Raw genomic sequence first — 14,890 nt, forward strand, 5'->3', positions numbered from 1 at the left:
ACATAGCCTGACTTTGCACAACACGGCTGCATAAAGAAAGTCGATCGGCTGCAACCCATGACGGGTTCAAGGCCCGTACGGAGATTCACATGACTCAGATCGCCCGCATCAGCGACACCGGCAATGAACGCCGCCTGCAAGCCGAACGCCTGATCGGCGCCGAGGCCTTGCAGCAAGCCCAGGCCTTGCGCTTCAACGTGTTCAGCGGCGAGTTCAACGCCAAGCTGAATGGCGCGGAGCTGGGTCTGGACATGGATGACTATGATGTTCACTGCAGCCACATCGGCGTGCGTGACCTGAACACCGGCCGCCTGGTGGCGACCACCCGTTTGCTCGATCACACCGCCGCCAGCAGCCTGGGCAAGTTCTACAGCGAAGAAGAATTCAGCCTGCACGGCCTCGCCGGCCTGCAAGGTCCGATCCTGGAAATCGGTCGCACCTGCGTCGACCCGGCCTACCGCAACGGCGGCACCATCGCCGTGCTTTGGGGCGAACTGGCCGAAGTGCTGAATCAGGGGGGCTACAGCTATCTGATGGGCTGCGCGAGCATCCCGATGCAGGACGGCGGCGTGCAGGCCCACGCGATCATGCAGCGCCTGCGCGAGCGTTATCTGTGCACCGAACACCTGCGCGCCGAACCGAAGAATCCGCTGCCGAGCCTCGACATTCCGTCGAACGTGATCGCCGAAATGCCGCCGCTGCTCAAGGCCTACATGCGTCTTGGCGCGAAGATCTGCGGCGAGCCGTGCTGGGACGAAGATTTCCAGGTCGCCGACGTGTTCATCCTGCTCAAGCGCGACGAACTCTGCCCGCGCTACGCCAAGCACTTCAAGGCGGCTGTGTAATGAGCCGGCTGCGGGTGTACGCGCGGATCGCGCGAGTGCTGCTGGTGGTGACGCTGGGCTTGAGCATGGCCAGTGTTTTCGGGGTGTTCGAGCGTCTGGGGCTGGCTCATTCGATGGAGCGTCGGCAGCGCTGGTCGCGGTTTTTCATGGCGCGTTTGAGCAATGCCCTGCCCTTTCGCGTGACCGTGCATGGTGAGCTGCCGAAACAGCCGATGCTGTGGGTCAGCAACCATGTGTCGTGGACCGACATTCCGCTGCTCGGCATGCTCACGCCGCTGTCGTTTCTGTCCAAGGCCGAAGTGCGCACCTGGCCGGTGGCCGGTTGGCTGGCGGCGAAGGCCGGCAGCCTGTTCATCCGTCGCGGTTCGGGCGACAGCCAGTTGATCCGCAAGCAGATGACCCGTCACCTGCAAACCGATCATCCGCTGCTGATGTTCCCGGAAGGCACCACCACCGACGGCCGTTCGCTGCGTACCTTTCATGGTCGCCTGCTGTCGGCGGCAATCGATTCCGAGGTGAAGCTGCAACCGGTGGCGATCCGTTACCTACGCGAGGGCAAGATCGATTCGCTGGCGCCGTTCATTGGTGACGATGATCTGCTGTCGCACCTGATGCGTCTGTTCAGCAATGACTGCGGCGATGTCGAAATCCATCTGCTCAAGCCGATTGCCTGCCAAGGCCGGGAACGCGCGGCGCTGGCGTTCGAGGCGCAACAAGCTGTGCAAAAAGCCTTGTTCGGCGATGTGCTCAAACCGGTCGAAGCGCAACACGCCCGCGATCTGATCGCGGCCTGATCGGCGAAGCCTGCCTACAGCTGCCGGCCGGCAAAGTCCTGCAGCTGTGGGTAGAACAAACGAAAGTCCTCGCTCAACGGTTCGTACAACCGGCGCAATTCCTCCATTGCCCCCGCCAGTTCTTCCGGCCGGGTCAGGCGCCGGGAGATCCCGCGCAACACCTGCTCCAGCACTTCGAACTCCTGATACGAGCCCAACCAGTCATTGGCCACCATGTGCGGGGCGATCCTCGCCAGGCGCTCGGGCAATTGCCGCTCGCTGGACAGCACGCGGTAGACGTCGGTGGTGAATTGACCGAGCGGCCGGTCGGCGTACTGCGTCCAGTCGCGGGCCAGGCAATGATCGAAAAACACGTCGAGGACGATGCCCGCGTAACGGCGACGGGTCGTGGAAAACCGCGCCAGTGACGCGTCCACCAATGGATGGCGATCAGTGAACACGTCGATCTGACGATGCAGGGCAATCGCCGCCTCGATCTCCGGGTCGAACTGCCCTTGCAGCCGCCCTTTGACGAAATCGCCATACAGACTGCCGAGCAGTTGACCGGGGCGCTGGCCACCGAGGTGTAAATGTGCGAGATAGTTCATGGGCGCAGCTTAGCACCGCGCCCGCGGTTGTTTACACCTCACATATCGTTATAACCCGATATACCGATTTATGCGGTCGTCAGATCAAATTCATATTGGTGTATCGCGAAGTACCGATATAAAGTTCGCCTCATCGCGATATAGCGCTACACACATCACGAGCACCCAGCCATGAACATTGACCTCGACGAAATAATAAAAGCCCTGGCACACCCAGTACGGCGAGACATCCTCAACTGGCTGAAAGACCCGAAAGCCCAGTTTCCGGAACAGATCCACAACCACGAGTACGGCATCTGCGCCGGGCAGATCGATCAACGTTGCGGCCTGTCGCAATCGACCGTTTCCGCCCACCTGGCCACCCTGCAACGGGCCGGGCTGATCAGCAGCCAGAAAGCTGGCCAGTGGCACTTTTTCAAACGCAACGAGGACGTGATCCAGGCGTTCCTCAGCACCCTCAGCAAAGAGCTCTGACCCTTAACGTCAGCCAGCCAAAAGGATCAAACGATGCCCCTCTCGCTACTCATACTCGCCTTGAGCGCCTTCGCCATCGGCACCACCGAGTTCGTCATCATGGGCCTGCTGCCCAATGTGGCGGCCGACCTCGGTGTGTCGATCCCCGGCGCCGGCTGGCTGGTGACCGGCTACGCCCTGGGCGTGGCGATTGGTGCACCGTTCATGGCAATGGCCACTGCAAAACTGCCGCGCAAGGCTGCACTGGTTACGCTGATGGGCATCTTCATTATCGGCAACCTGCTCTGCGCCATCGCCACTGATTACAACGTGCTGATGTTCGCCCGTGTCGTTACAGCCCTCTGCCACGGTGCGTTCTTCGGCATCGGTTCGGTGGTCGCGGCTAACCTGGTGGCGCCGAACAAACGCGCCTCGGCCGTGGCCCTGATGTTCACCGGCCTGACCCTGGCCAACGTGCTGGGCGTACCGCTGGGCACTGCGCTCGGTCAGGAAGCCGGCTGGCGCTCGACCTTCTGGGCAGTGACCGTGATCGGTGTGATCGCGCTGATCGGCCTGATCCGCTTCCTGCCGGCCAAGCGTGACGAAGAAAAACTCGACATGCGCGCCGAACTGGCCGCGCTCAAAGGCGCCGGTATCTGGCTGTCGCTGAGCATGACCGCGCTGTTCGCCGCCTCGGTGTTCACCCTGTTCACTTACGTCGCTCCGCTGTTGGGTGATGTCACCGGTGTCTCGCCCCGTGGCGTGACCTGGACTCTGATGCTCATCGGCCTGGGCCTGACCGTCGGCAACATCATCGGCGGCAAACTGGCTGACAAGGGCCTGGCCGCGACGCTGATCGGCGTGTTCATCGCCATGGCCGTGACCTCCACCGTCCTGACCTGGACCAGCATCGCGCTGATCCCGACCGAAATCACCCTGTTCCTCTGGGCCACCGCGTGCTTCGCCGCCGTACCGGCCCTGCAAGTGAACGTCGTGACCTACGGCCAGGCCGCACCGAACCTGGTGTCGACCCTGAACATCGGCGCCTTCAACGTCGGCAACGCCCTCGGCGCCTGGGTCGGCGGCAGCGTCATCGCCCACGGCTACGGCCTGACCAGCGTGCCTCTTGCTGCCGCAGCACTCGCGGTCCTGGCACTGCTGGTAACCCTGATCACATTCCGCCAGAACGGCAATCCCGAGCTGGCCACCGCTAACTGATTCACTCACTTACCTCACGAGGGTTGTATCTCATGGCAACAATTTTCGATCCGATCAAACTGGGCGACCTTGAGCTGTCCAACCGCATCATCATGGCGCCGCTGACCCGCTGCCGCGCCGACGAAGGCCGCGTACCCAACGCGCTGATGGCCGAGTACTACGTACAGCGCGCCTCGGCCGGCCTGATCCTCAGCGAAGCCACCTCGGTGACCCCGATGGGCGTCGGCTACCCGGACACCCCGGGCATCTGGTCCAACGATCAGGTGCGCGGCTGGACCAACGTGACCAAAGCCGTTCACGCCGCCGGCGGCAAGATCGTCCTGCAACTGTGGCACGTCGGCCGGATCTCCCACCCGTCGTACCTGAACGGCGAAACGCCGGTTGCACCGAGCGCCATCCAGCCAAAAGGCCATGTCAGCCTGGTTCGCCCGCTGGCCGACTATCCAACCCCGCGCGCACTGGAAACCGCTGAAATCGCCGACATCGTCGACGCTTACCGCGTCGGTGCAGAGAACGCCAAGGCAGCCGGTTTCGACGGCGTGGAAATCCACGGCGCCAACGGCTACCTGCTCGACCAGTTCCTGCAAAGCAGCACCAACCAGCGCACCGATATCTACGGCGGCTCCCTGGAAAACCGCGCCCGCCTGCTGCTGGAAGTGACCGACGCCGCGATCGAAGTCTGGGGCGCCGGCCGTGTCGGCGTACACCTGGCACCGCGCGCCGACTCCCACGACATGGGTGACGACAACCTGGCCGAAACCTTCACCTACGTCGCCCGCGAGCTGGGCAAGCGTGGCATCGCCTTCATCTGCTCCCGCGAGAAAGAAGGTGCCGACAGCCTCGGCCCACAACTGAAAGAAGCCTTCGGCGGCGCGTACATCGCCAACGAACGCTTCACCAAGGACAGCGCCAACGCGTGGCTGGCCGAGGGCAAGGCTGACGCCGTGGCATTCGGCATCCCGTTCATTGCCAACCCGGACCTGCCGGCTCGTTTGAAGGCGGATGCGCCGCTGAACGAACCGCACCCGGAAACTTTCTACGGCAAAGGCGCGGTCGGCTACCTCGACTACCCGACGCTGTAAGCCGCACCGCAGAAACACAAAAGCCCCCGACTCGCGAGAGTCGGGGGCTTTCTATTGGTCGCCGGGTGGGCGAGCCGCTCACATTCGTTCACAGGCTCGACACAAAATCCCTACAAAATACGTAGCTCGCTACATATCAACCCGTGCCGCAGAGGTATATAAAAGCATCCCGTTGCAGCGGGGCGAGTGAACAGGGATCTTCACCCTCCTCTGTCATTGACACAAACTGATCCAATAACGAATTTTGTTTCATTTGCGCAGGCTGGGGCTCAGGCGCAGCATGTCCAGCCCGGTATCGACCCAGCGCTCGGCCTCGGCGTACAGTTCGAAGCTGTCTGGCGCCAATAGCCATCCATAAAGGAGGCCATCAATATAGGCGTGAATGCTGATGGCTGCCCGGGCAGTGTCGAGGTCTGCCGGCAACTGCCCACGATTGACCGCATTACTCAATGTCAGCGCGATCCGCACATTGCAATCGAGGCTGGCGGTCCGGCGCTGTTGGCGCAGATCGCACATTTCATCGGTGAACTCGCACTTATGAAACAGAATTTCGTTGATACGCCGGGTCTTCGGGTCCAGCGCAACTTGATGAAACAAATGAATGAGCAATTTGCGCATGCAGCCCAGCGGATCGGGCTCGTCTTCGCTTTCGCTGGCCTTGGCCAGTTCGTCCAGCGGCTCATGCAGGGTATCGAGCATGGCTTGCAGCAAATCGGCCTTGTTGCTGAAGTGCCAGTAGATGGCACCGCGCGTCACCCCGGCCAGGGTGGCGATGTCCGACAGGGTCGTGCGGGCCACGCCCCGCTCATAGAAGGCCTTCTCGGCCGCTTCGAGAATCTGGCTGCGCGTTTCCTGAGCTTCCTCTTTGGTACGACGAACCATGGCAGTAAAACCTCAAACAGGATGTTTCAGGGATGGCTGGATATCCGCTGAATAAAAAAGGGTTGATCTCTCGCGGATCGGCTCCCCGGCCTACAATTTCAGACCTTGCGACGACTTTTGTAACAGGGTGGATACGACGCCAAGGTGTTTACAAACAACCATGAACGTAAGTATATTCCTTAGCAAGCTACTTATCCACCCGGTAACCCTTTTTTACCCTTCCACACTTCTTGTGCGCTTTTCGCGCGCCTGACCCGAGGATCTTCATGCAATTCAAGCCAGCTGTTACCGCTCTGGTCACTGCCGTCGCCCTGGCATCGCTGCTCAGCGGATGTAAAAAGGAAGAGGCGGCTCCCGCCGCACCACCTCCTCAGGTCGGCGTCGTCACCCTGCAACCACAAGCCTTTACCCTGACTTCCGAACTGCCGGGCCGCACCAGTGCGTTCCGCATCGCCGAAGTTCGTCCGCAGGTCAACGGCATCATTCTCAAGCGTCTGTTCAAGGAAGGCGGCGATGTCAAAGCCGGCCAGCAGCTGTATCAGATCGATCCGTCGGTCTATGAAGCGACCCTGAAAAGCGCCGAAGCCAACCTGCGTTCGACCAAGTCGATCTCCGACCGCTACAAACAACTGGTCGACGAGCAGGCCGTCAGCCGTCAGGAATACGACACCGCCGTGGCCAACCGCCTGCAATCGGAAGCGTCGTTGCAGACCGCACAGATCAACGTGCGCTACACCAAGGTCTACGCACCGATCTCCGGTCGTATCGGCCGCTCTTCGGTGACCGAAGGCGCGCTGGTCAGCAGCGGCCAGACCGACGCGATGGCCGTGATCCAGCAACTGGACCCGATCTACGTCGACGTCACCCAGTCCTCGGTCGAATTGCTGGAACTGCGCCGCGAACTGGAAAGTGGCCGCCTGCAAAAGGCTGGCGACAACGCCGCTGCGGTCAAGCTGACCCTCGAAGACGGCAGCCAGTACAAGCTCGACGGTAAGCTGGAATTCTCCGAAGTGTCGGTCGATCAGACCACCGGTTCCGTGACCCTGCGCGCGGTGTTCCCGAACCCGGATCACACCCTGCTGCCGGGCATGTTCGTCCACGCACAGTTGCAGGCCGGCGTGAACAGCGCCGCGATCCTCGCACCGCAGCAAGGCGTGACCCGCGACCTCAAAGGCACCCCGACCGCGCTGGTCGTCGGCCCGGACAACAAAGTCGAACTGCGCCAGCTCAAGGCCAGCCGCACTGTCGGCAGCCAGTGGCTGATCGAAGACGGCCTGAAGGCTGGCGATCGCCTGATCACCGAAGGGCTGCAATTCGTCAAACCGGGTGTTGAGGTCAAACCGACCGAAGCGACCAATGTCGGCAACAAGAACCCGGCCCCCGCACAGGCAGCTGACAAAGCCGCCGGCGGCAAAGGGGAGTAATCCATGTCAAAATTTTTCATCGACCGTCCGATTTTCGCCTGGGTAATTGCCCTGGTGATCATGCTGGTCGGGGCACTTTCGATCCTGAAACTGCCGATCAACCAGTACCCGAGCATTGCGCCACCGGCCATTGCGATCTCCGTGACCTACCCGGGTGCTTCGGCACAGACGGTTCAGGACACCGTGGTCCAAGTGATCGAGCAGCAACTCAACGGTATCGACAACCTGCGTTATGTGTCCTCGGAAAGTAACTCCGACGGCAGCATGACCATCACCGCGACCTTCGAGCAGGGCACCAACTCCGACACCGCGCAGGTCCAGGTCCAGAACAAGCTGAACCTGGCCACCCCGCTGCTGCCGCAGGAAGTGCAGCAACAGGGTATCCGCGTGACCAAGGCAGTGAAGAACTTCCTGCTGGTGATCGGCGTGGTGTCGCGTGACGGCAGCATGACCAAGGACGACCTGTCCAACTACATCGTGTCGAACATGCAGGACCCGATCTCGCGGACCGCCGGTGTCGGTGACTTCCAGGTCTTCGGTGCCCAGTACGCGATGCGCATCTGGCTCGACCCGGCCAAGTTGAACAACTTCAACCTGACCCCGGTCGACGTGAAAACCGCGATTGCGGCGCAGAACGTCCAGGTGTCGTCCGGTCAGCTCGGCGGCTTGCCTGCCGTGCAGGGCCAGCAACTGAACGCCACGATCATCGGCAAGACCCGTCTGCAGACCGCCGAGCAGTTCAAAGAGATTCTGCTCAAGGTCAACAAGGACGGCTCGCAGGTTCGCTTGAAAGACGTCGCCGACGTCGGCCTGGGTGGCGAGAACTATGCGATCAGCGCCCAGTTCAACGGCAGCCCGGCTTCCGGTCTGGCGGTGAAACTGGCCAACGGCGCCAACGCCCTCGACACTGCAAAAGCACTGCGCAAGACGATTGACGACCTCAAGCCGTTCTTCCCGCAAGGCATGGAAGTGGTGTTCCCGTACGACACCACCCCGGTGGTGACCGAGTCGATCAAAGGCGTGGTTCACACCCTGGTCGAAGCGATTGCGCTGGTGTTCCTGGTGATGTTCCTGTTCCTGCAGAACTTCCGCGCCACGGTTATCACCACGATGACCGTGCCGGTGGTATTGCTCGGTACGTTCGGCATCCTCGCGGCGGCCGGTTTCAGCATCAACACCCTGACCATGTTCGGTATGGTGCTGGCCATCGGCTTGCTGGTGGACGACGCCATCGTCGTGGTGGAAAACGTCGAGCGGGTGATGAGCGAAGAAGGCTTGTCACCGAAGGAAGCGACCAAGAAATCCATGGGACAGATCCAGGGCGCCCTGGTCGGTATTGCCTTGGTACTGTCGGCGGTATTGCTGCCGATGGCGTTCTTCAGCGGCTCCACCGGTGTGATCTACAAGCAGTTCTCGATCACCATCGTGTCGGCCATGGCGTTGTCGGTACTGGTCGCGCTGATCTTCACCCCGGCGCTGTGCGCCACCATGCTCAAGGCGATTCCGCACGGTGAGCACGGCACGCCGAAAAAAGGTTTCTTCGGCTGGTTCAACCGCAATTTCGACCGTGGCGTCAACAGCTACGAGCGCGGTGTCGGCAACATGCTGTCGCGCAAGGCACCGTATCTGCTGGCGTACCTGCTGATCGTGGTCGGCATGATCTGGCTGTTCACCCGCATTCCGACCGCTTTCCTGCCGGAAGAAGACCAGGGCGTTCTGTTCGCCCAGGTGCAGACGCCAGCCGGTTCCAGTGCCCAGCGCACTCAGGTGGTGGTGGATGAAATGCGTGAATTCCTGCTGCGTCCGACCAAGGATGGCGGTGAAGGCGACGCGGTAGCCTCGGTGTTCACCGTGACCGGCTTCAACTTCGCCGGCCGTGGCCAGAGCTCGGGCATGGCGTTCATCATGCTCAAGCCGTGGGACGAACGTAACGCCGACAACAGCGTGTTCAAACTCGCCGCCCGCGCCCAGCAGCACTTCTTCAGCTTCCGCGATGCGATGGTGTTCGCCTTCGCCCCGCCAGCAGTACTGGAGCTGGGTAACGCCACCGGTTTCGACGTGTTCCTGCAGGACCGCGCCGGTATCGGTCACGAGAAGTTGATGGCTGCACGCAACCAGTTCCTCGGCATGGCCGCGCAGAGCAAGGTGCTCACCCAGGTCCGTCCGAACGGTCTGAACGACGAGCCGCAATTCCAGCTGGAAATCGACGACGAGAAGGCCAGTGCCCTGGGCATTACGATCTCCGACATCAACAACACCCTGTCGATTGCATTGGGCAGTAGCTACGTCAACGACTTCATCGACCGTGGTCGGGTGAAGAAGGTGTACGTGCAGGGCCGGCCAGACTCGCGCATGAGCCCGGAAGACCTGAAGAAGTGGTACGTGCGCAACGCCTCCGGCACCATGGTTCCGTTCTCCGCGTTCGCCAAGGGCGAGTGGATCTACGGTTCGCCGAAGCTGGCGCGTTACAACGGCGTTGAAGCGGTCGAGATCCTCGGTGCCCCGGCGCCGGGTTACTCCACCGGTGAAGCGATGGCCGAAGTCGAGGCGATTGCCAAGAAACTGCCGGCCGGCGTGGGTATCTCGTGGACCGGTCTGTCGTACGAAGAACGCCTGTCCGGCTCGCAGGCTCCGGCGCTGTACGCCCTGTCCCTGCTGATGGTGTTCCTGTGTCTGGCGGCGCTGTATGAAAGCTGGTCGATTCCGATCGCGGTCATGCTCGTGGTACCGCTGGGGATCATCGGTGCGCTGATGGCCACCAGCCTGCGCGGTCTGTCGAACGACGTGTACTTCCAGGTGGGTCTGTTGACGACCATTGGTCTGGCGGCTAAAAACGCCATTCTGATCGTCGAGTTCGCCAAGGAATTGCACGAGCAGGGACGCAGTCTGCGCGATGCGGCCATCGAAGCCTGCCGCATGCGTCTGCGACCGATCATCATGACGTCGCTGGCCTTCGTCCTCGGTGTTGTACCGTTGGCTATCTCCACCGGCGCAGGCTCGGGCAGTCAACACGCGATCGGTACCGGCGTGATTGGCGGTATGCTCACCGCAACGATCCTGGCGATTTTCTGGGTTCCACTGTTCTTCGTCACTGTGTCGTCCATGGGTCAGCGCAAAAACGCCGGCAAGGATGACGCCATAGAAACTCCTAAAGAGGCTGGCCAATGAGCAAGTCGCTACTCTCCATCGCAGTCGCCGCCTTCGTGCTGAGCGGTTGCTCGCTGATACCGGATTATCAGCAGCCGGAAGCACCGGTGGCCGCGCAATTCCCGCAGGGCCCGGCGTACTCGCCGGCCCAGGCGCCGGCGCAGGCCGCTGCCGAGCAGGGCTGGAAGCAGTTTTTCCATGACCCGGCCCTGCAGCAGCTGATCCAGGTCGCCCTGGAAAACAACCGCGACCTGCGCGTCGCGGCGCTGAACATCGACGCCTATGCGGCTCAATACCGCATCCAGCGCGCCGACCTGTTCCCGGCCGTGTCGGCCAATGCCAGCGGCAGCCGTCAGCGGGTTCCGGCCCGTGCGTCGCAGACCGGCGAGTCGAGCATCACCAGCTCCTACTCCGCCACCGTCGGCATCAGCGCCTACGAACTCGACCTGTTCGGTCGGGTTCGCAGCCTGAGCGAACAAGCGCTGCAACAATACTTCGCCACCGAAGAAGCGCGCCGCAGCACCCAGATCAGCCTGGTGGCCAGCGTGGCCAATGCCTACCTGACCTGGCAGGCCGACAAGGAACTGCTCAAGCTGACGCAGGACACCCTCGGTGCCTTCGAGGAAAGCTACAAGCTGACCAGCCGCAGCAACGAAGTCGGTGTGGCTTCGGCGCTGGACCTGGCGCAGTCGCGCACTTCGGTCGAAAACGCCCGGGCACAACTGGCGCGTTATACCCGCCAGGTGGCCCAGGACGAAAACAGCCTGACCCTGCTGCTCGGCACCGGCATCCCGGCCAACCTGCAAGCGGCCAAGCCGCTGTCGGATGACCTGCTGGCCGATGTGCCGGCCGGTCTGCCGTCGGATCTGCTGCAACGTCGTCCGGACATCCTGCAGGCCGAGTACAACCTGAAGGCCGCGAACGCCAACATCGGCGCGGCCCGTGCAGCGTTCTTCCCGAGCATCAGCCTGACCGCCAACGCGGGCAGCCTGAGTCCGGACCTGTCCGGCCTGTTCAAGGGCGGTTCGGGCACGTGGCTGTTCCAGCCGCAGATCAACCTGCCGATCTTCAACGCCGGCAGCCTGCGCGCCAGCCTCGACTACGCCAAGATCCAGAAGGACATTGGCGTGGCGAACTACGAAAAGTCCATTCAAACGGCCTTCCAGGAAGTCGCCGACGGCCTGGCCGCGCGCCAGACCTACACCGAGCAGTTGCAGGCCCAGCGGGACTTCGTTCAGGCGAACCAGGATTACTACCGCCTGGCAGAGCGTCGCTATCGCATCGGCGTCGACAGCAACCTGACCTTCCTCGATGCCCAGCGTCAGCTGTTCAGCGCGCAACAATCGCTGATCACCGACCGCCTCGCGCAGCTGACCAGTGCGGTCAACCTGTACAAGGCCCTGGGCGGTGGCTGGAATGCGCAGACCGCGCAGAACGAACCGCTGAAGGAAGAAGCACCGAAGATGAAGCTGTTCTGATAATCCGCTGAACACAAAAAGCCCGCCGATTGGCGGGCTTTTTGTTGAACGCAAATCTTGCGTTCGATAATCGCCCAAATTTCACTTTCGCCGATTGAATCGCCTCGCCCGCGCCCCGCACCATTCGAGCCACAAAACCAATAACAACAGGTTCGACACCATGCTCCCGCGCCCTGCTCCTCCCGGCTGATCGCCGCCGCTTCGCCTCTGAATCCATCGAATGTCTGCGCCTTGAAAAACGGCCGCAGCGCCCCCGTTCGCCCCAAAAAAAACAAGAGAGACCCGAGCCCATGACAACCTCCCCTGCGCCCTACGCACTTCCCGGTCTGATAGCCCTCGCCCTGGCCGGCATCGCGCTGCCCGCTGCGGCTGAAGAAGCCGGTTTTATCGACGGGGCCAAGGTCAACCTGAACCTGCGTAACTTCTACATCAACCGCAACTTCACCAACCCGACCAAGGCTCAGGGCAAGGCTGAAGAGTGGACGCAGAACTTCATCCTCGACGCCAAGTCCGGTTTCACCCAAGGCACCGTCGGGTTCGGCCTGGATGTGCTGGGGTTGTACTCGGTGAAGCTCGATGGCGGCAAAGGCACTGGCGGCACGCAACTGCTGCCACTGGATCATGACGGTCGTCCGGCGGACAACTTCGGCCGCACCAACGTCGCGTTCAAGGCGAAGCTGTCGCAAACGGAAGTGAAGGTCGGCGAATGGATGCCGGTGCTGCCGATCCTGCGTTCGGACGACGGCCGCTCACTGCCGCAGACCTTTCGCGGCGGCCAGATCACCTCGAAGGAAATCGACGGCCTGACCCTCTACGGCGGCCAGTTCCGCGCCAACAGCCCGCGCGACGACAGCAGCATGAGCGACATGTCGATGACCGGCAAAGCCGCCTTCACCTCCGACCGCTTCAACTTCCAGGGCGGCGAATACGTATTCAACGACAAGCGTACCCAGATCGGTCTGTGGAACGCCGAGCTCAAGGACATCTACAGCCAGCAATACGTCAACCTGATCCACAGCCAGCCAATCGGCGACTGGACCCTCGGCGCCAACCTCGGCTTCTTCTACGGCAAGGACGACGGCAGTGCCCGCGCCGGCGACCTCGACAACAAGACCTGGTCAGGCCTGTTCTCGGCAAAATACGGTGGCCACACCTTCTACGTCGGCCTGCAAAAACTCACCGGCGACAGCGCCTGGATGCGCGTCAACGGCACCAGCGGCGGCACCCTGGCCAACGACAGCTACAACGCCAGTTACGACAACGCGCAGGAACGCTCCTGGCAGGTGCGCCACGACTACAACTTCGTTGCCCTGGGCATCCCCGGCCTGACCCTGATGAACCGTTACATCAGTGGCGAAAACGTGCACACAGGCACCATCACCGACGGCAAGGAATGGGGCCGCGAATCGGAACTGGGCTACACCGTGCAGAGCGGTGCGCTGAAGAACCTGAACGTCAGATGGCGCAACTCGACCATGCGCCGCGACTTCAGCAACAACGAGTTCGACGAGAACCGCCTGATCGTCAGCTATCCGATCAGTTTGCTCTAAGCCGCCTGTCCGAATGGCTGGCGTTACGCCAGCCATCATTTAAAGTGGAAAAACCTGAAGGACTCAGGTGCTCCACCCTCTTCGCTTCCGTTATCTGTTGATGTCGGTCCCCAAGACTTGGCCAGGTTGTCATCGGAAGACCCTGCTGATCACCGGAGGACGACCTCATGATCACCCGACTCAAACCGGCTCCCGTCGACAAAGACTGGGACGCCCGGGCGTACCAGCAATTTTCCCGTCTCAGGCAACAACCAGTCGATGAGTTGCTCAGCCGCGTCGACCTGCACAATCCTCAGCGCATTTACGACCTCGGTTGCGGCACCGGGATTGCCACCAAGGTTCTGGCCGATCGCTGGCCGCAGGCAGATATCAAAGGCATCGACAGTTCGAAAGACATGCTTGAGGTCGCCCGTTGCCTGCCGATCAAGGCACGCTGGCAACACGCCGAACTGCAGCACTGGAAACCCCGCAAGCCAGCCGACCTGTTGTTCGCCGCGGCCGTGCTGCATTTCATCGATGACCATAGAACGCTGTTGCCGGGATTGCTTCGCCACCTCAATCCCGGCGGTTGTCTGGCCGCGCATATGCCGGACTGGCGCGATGCGCTGTGGTATCGGCTGATGCTCGACACCCTCAACGATGCCGGACCCTGCGGCCGCCCCATCGGCACTGCGCAATTGCGCCAGCGCATGGCCGCGCGGCCGTTGTTGTCGCTGGAGGATTACTACCGGCTGCTGGCCCCGCTGACCCAGTCACTGGATATCTGGGAAACCGAGCAGTTGCAGATAGTCGACGGCAAGTCGCCGGTTTATGACTGGGTGAAGGTGTCGGCGCTGCGGCCGGTGATGCAGGGACTGACGTCAGAGGAACAGGCGCGCTTCATCTATCACTACCTGAGGCGGGTGCATGCGCATTATCCGCAGGAGGAAAATGGCCATACGTTGTTTGCGTTCAAGCGGATTTTCATTGTTGCCAAGGTGTGATTTTCAAAGGATCGCAGCCAGTTGAAGACTGCGATCCCTTGAGTTCAACGATCACTCGCGGGATTCGATACCCAGCTCATCCCACACCGACTCGGCCAGATGAAAGGTCGCATTCGCCGCCGGAATCCCGCAGTAGATCGCGCTCTGCATGATCACTTCCTTGATCTCGCCGCGGCTCACGCCATTGTTGGCCGCCGCCCGCAGGTGCAACTTCAGTTCACCTTCGCGGTTTATGCCGATCAGCATGGCGATGGTGATCAGGCTGCGGGTATGGCGTGGCAGGCCCGGGCGGGTCCAGATGTCGCCCCAGGCGTGACGGGTGATCATCTCCTGGAACTCCGAGTTGAACTCGGTCAGCGTGGTCAGGCTGCGATCGACGTGAGCGTCGCCGAGCACCGCGCGGCGCACTTGCATGCCGTCGTCGTAACGTTGTTTCTCGTCCACGGA

Annotated in this window: 13 protein-coding genes; 10 read left to right on the top strand and 3 right to left on the bottom strand. The window is 61.7% G+C overall.

Going from position 1 to position 14,890, the window contains the following annotated elements; genetic code table 11:
* The first annotated feature begins 89 nt into the window (after positions 1–89).
* Positions 90–845 carry an L-ornithine N(alpha)-acyltransferase gene (olsB, locus tag AC07XZ_RS12300; RefSeq protein ID WP_007957877.1) on the top strand — a complete coding sequence of 252 codons (756 nt, stop codon included), beginning with the start codon at positions 90–92 and terminating at the stop codon, positions 843–845.
* Positions 845–1,639, top strand: coding sequence for a lysophospholipid acyltransferase family protein (locus AC07XZ_RS12305; protein WP_011332835.1), 795 nt, complete (start codon positions 845–847; stop codon positions 1,637–1,639). Before olsB ends, AC07XZ_RS12305 begins: the two co-directional genes overlap by 1 nt.
* 14 nt (positions 1,640–1,653) lie before the next feature.
* Here AC07XZ_RS12305 and AC07XZ_RS12310 read toward each other — a convergent pair whose 3' ends face one another.
* On the bottom strand, positions 1,654–2,226 hold the full coding sequence (locus AC07XZ_RS12310) for an acyl carrier protein phosphodiesterase (RefSeq protein ID WP_064382979.1): 573 nt from the start codon (positions 2,224–2,226) through the stop codon (positions 1,654–1,656).
* 171 nt (positions 2,227–2,397) lie between these two features.
* Between AC07XZ_RS12310 and AC07XZ_RS12315 the strand changes: the two genes are divergently transcribed.
* From AC07XZ_RS12315 to AC07XZ_RS12325, 3 genes are read left to right on the top strand one after another with little or no spacing between them, the layout of a single operon-like run.
* Positions 2,398–2,700 carry an ArsR/SmtB family transcription factor gene (locus tag AC07XZ_RS12315; protein WP_007957866.1) on the top strand — a complete coding sequence of 101 codons (303 nt, stop codon included), beginning with the start codon at positions 2,398–2,400 and terminating at the stop codon, positions 2,698–2,700.
* A 33-nt stretch (positions 2,701–2,733) separates the two neighbouring features.
* On the top strand, positions 2,734–3,897 hold the full coding sequence (locus tag AC07XZ_RS12320; RefSeq protein ID WP_011332833.1) for an MFS transporter: 1,164 nt from the start codon (positions 2,734–2,736) through the stop codon (positions 3,895–3,897).
* Positions 3,898–3,929: 32 nt separating this feature from the next.
* Positions 3,930–4,979, top strand: coding sequence for an alkene reductase (locus tag AC07XZ_RS12325; RefSeq protein WP_085605421.1), 1,050 nt, complete (start codon positions 3,930–3,932; stop codon positions 4,977–4,979).
* Between the two features lie 249 nt (positions 4,980–5,228).
* On the opposite strand, the gene emhR is transcribed toward AC07XZ_RS12325, so the two are convergent.
* A complete protein-coding gene (emhR, locus tag AC07XZ_RS12330) occupies positions 5,229–5,861 on the bottom strand; it encodes an efflux system transcriptional repressor EmhR (RefSeq protein ID WP_007957850.1) in 633 nt (210 codons plus the stop codon).
* Positions 5,862–6,127: 266 nt separating this feature from the next.
* Here emhR and emhA point away from each other — a divergent pair, with 266 nt between their 5' ends.
* The 5 genes from emhA (at position 6,128) to AC07XZ_RS12355 (ending at position 14,443) form a co-directional block, all read left to right on the top strand.
* The gene (gene emhA, locus AC07XZ_RS12335; protein ID WP_085748207.1) at positions 6,128–7,285 is read left to right on the top strand and encodes an efflux RND transporter periplasmic adaptor subunit EmhA; all 1,158 of its coding nucleotides are present in this window, start codon (positions 6,128–6,130) and stop codon (positions 7,283–7,285) included.
* Between the two features lie 3 nt (positions 7,286–7,288).
* Positions 7,289–10,453, top strand: a complete 3,165-nt coding sequence (gene emhB / locus AC07XZ_RS12340) for an efflux RND transporter permease subunit EmhB (protein ID WP_085748206.1) — start codon at positions 7,289–7,291, stop codon at positions 10,451–10,453.
* Positions 10,450–11,910 carry an efflux RND transporter outer membrane subunit EmhC gene (emhC, locus tag AC07XZ_RS12345; RefSeq protein ID WP_064382967.1) on the top strand — a complete coding sequence of 487 codons (1,461 nt, stop codon included), beginning with the start codon at positions 10,450–10,452 and terminating at the stop codon, positions 11,908–11,910. The genes emhB and emhC overlap by 4 nt, the downstream gene beginning before the upstream one ends.
* 290 nt (positions 11,911–12,200) lie before the next feature.
* Positions 12,201–13,460: an OprD family porin gene (locus AC07XZ_RS12350; RefSeq protein ID WP_102686623.1), complete on the top strand. Its 1,260-nt coding sequence runs from the start codon at positions 12,201–12,203 to the stop codon at positions 13,458–13,460.
* Positions 13,461–13,627: 167 nt separating this feature from the next.
* Positions 13,628–14,443: a methyltransferase domain-containing protein gene (locus AC07XZ_RS12355; RefSeq protein ID WP_102686622.1), complete on the top strand. Its 816-nt coding sequence runs from the start codon at positions 13,628–13,630 to the stop codon at positions 14,441–14,443.
* Positions 14,444–14,494: 51 nt separating this feature from the next.
* On the opposite strand, the gene pcaC is transcribed toward AC07XZ_RS12355, so the two are convergent.
* Positions 14,495–14,887, bottom strand: a complete 393-nt coding sequence (gene pcaC / locus AC07XZ_RS12360) for a 4-carboxymuconolactone decarboxylase (RefSeq protein ID WP_102686621.1) — start codon at positions 14,885–14,887, stop codon at positions 14,495–14,497.
* Between the last annotated feature and the right edge of the window lie 3 nt (positions 14,888–14,890).

The sequence above is a fragment of the Pseudomonas sp. GW458-11-26-14-LB4 genome, from assembly GCF_059423925.1.